The 1,295-nt window shown below is 56.2% G+C and carries 4 protein-coding genes; 3 read left to right on the plus strand and 1 reads right to left on the minus strand.

Annotated features, from left to right (window positions below; translation table 11 throughout):
- From ACOVRJ_RS01585 to ACOVRJ_RS01595, 3 genes are all read left to right on the plus strand, one after another.
- A partial coding sequence (locus tag ACOVRJ_RS01585) for an FAD-linked oxidase C-terminal domain-containing protein (protein WP_422042161.1) occupies window positions 1-149 on the plus strand: 149 nt, incomplete at its 5' end.
- A gap of 120 nt (window positions 150-269) precedes the next feature.
- A complete protein-coding gene (locus ACOVRJ_RS01590) occupies window positions 270-551 on the plus strand; it encodes a type II toxin-antitoxin system RelE/ParE family toxin (protein WP_422042158.1) in 282 nt (93 codons plus the stop codon).
- 11 nt (window positions 552-562) lie between these two features.
- Complete coding sequence (locus ACOVRJ_RS01595; RefSeq protein ID WP_422042159.1) at window positions 563-862, plus strand: HigA family addiction module antitoxin; 300 nt, start codon at window positions 563-565, stop codon at window positions 860-862.
- Between the two features lie 112 nt (window positions 863-974).
- Here the strand turns inward: ACOVRJ_RS01595 and ACOVRJ_RS01600 are convergent.
- Window positions 975-1,295 (minus strand): hypothetical protein (locus ACOVRJ_RS01600; protein WP_422042160.1); only part of this gene is annotated, 321 nt, incomplete at its 5' end.

Raw genomic sequence — 1,295 nt, forward strand, 5'->3', positions numbered from 1 at the left:
GCGGCTCCATCTCCGCCGAACACGGCGTGGGCGAACTCAAGCGCGAGGAACTGCGGCACCGCAAATCCGCGGTGGCGTTGACGCTGATGCGCCAGATCAAATCCGCGCTGGACCCGCAGGGGGTGATGAACCCGGGGCGGGTGTTGTAGGGGCGAGAGGGCAGGTCGGCGGTGAGCTTTGCGGCGGAGGGACAGCCGTCTCGGCAAGTACGTGTGCCGCCCTCATCGCGGCCTTGACACTATGCACGCGGCGCGTTAATGTCGGCACCCGTGCCTATCCGGAACTTCAAGTGCAAAGACACCCAAGCCCTCTTCGAGGGCAAGCGCGTGAGGCGCTGGGTGAACATAGAGCGGCCCGCCCTGAGAAAACTCGCGCAACTGGACTGGTCAGCACTTCTTGACGATCTGAAGGTGCCTCCCGGCAACGGGCTTGAAGCGCTCAAGAATGATCGAAAAGGACAGCACAGCATACGCATCAATCAACAGTGGCGAGTCTGTTTTGTCTGGACTGCCGAGGGTCCCATAGACGTGGAAATCGTCGACTATCACTGAAGGAGAAAGTCATGCGAACGGTTCCTCCGGTCTCGCCCGGCGAAATGCTTGAAGAAGAATTTCTCAAGCCACTCGGTCTTACGAAGTATCGACTCGCGAAGGACATCGGCGTCCCAGCGCAACGCATCGGCGAAATCGTCGCTGGCAAGCGTGCGATCACGGCAGACACCGACCTTCGCCTCTGCCGCTATTTCGGCCTGAGCGACGGGTGGTGGTTGCGCGGGCAAGCCGCTTATGACACGGCCATCGCCAAGGAAGCGCTCCAGAAGGAGTTGTCCACGATCCAGAGGTGTTCTCTTCTCGCGGCGTAACTTTCAAGTCCCAAGCTATTGGCCGCACAGTCAATGAAGCAGTACCTCGACCAGAAGGCCCAAGCTTGGCGCGAGCGTGCAGCGCAATTCGAGTGCTCCCACAAAAACACAGTCATTTGATCACCTGACTTGCGTAAAACATTGATGATAGAAGGCCATAAGCTATAAATGGTCCGATGATTGCTGACGCAATTGCAGTGGCGATAAGCGATCTAGTGCGACTGACCGTTAATGAGTTGTCATCACTCAATAATTCCTTAATGGCGAGGCTATTCGCCTGTGCCGTGAATTTGTCCTGGAAGTGAATCGCAATCAGACAGATGGACAAACCCAAGAAAAGAACTTCAATGCTGAATTTTCCAATTGTGTACACGACGGGGCAAGCAGCAAAGAAGGTCAAACCAGTGACTATCAGTTCTGTACGTTCCCTAGC

Source organism: Roseateles sp., assembly GCF_049240545.1.
GTDB lineage: Bacteria > Pseudomonadota > Gammaproteobacteria > Burkholderiales > Burkholderiaceae_C > Paucibacter_A.

Excerpts from the sequence above, each read along its gene's own strand:
- ACOVRJ_RS01595 (WP_422042159.1), top strand. The coding sequence starts at position 563 with ATGCGAACGGTTCCTCCGGTCTCGCCCGGCGAAATGCTTGAAGAAGAA.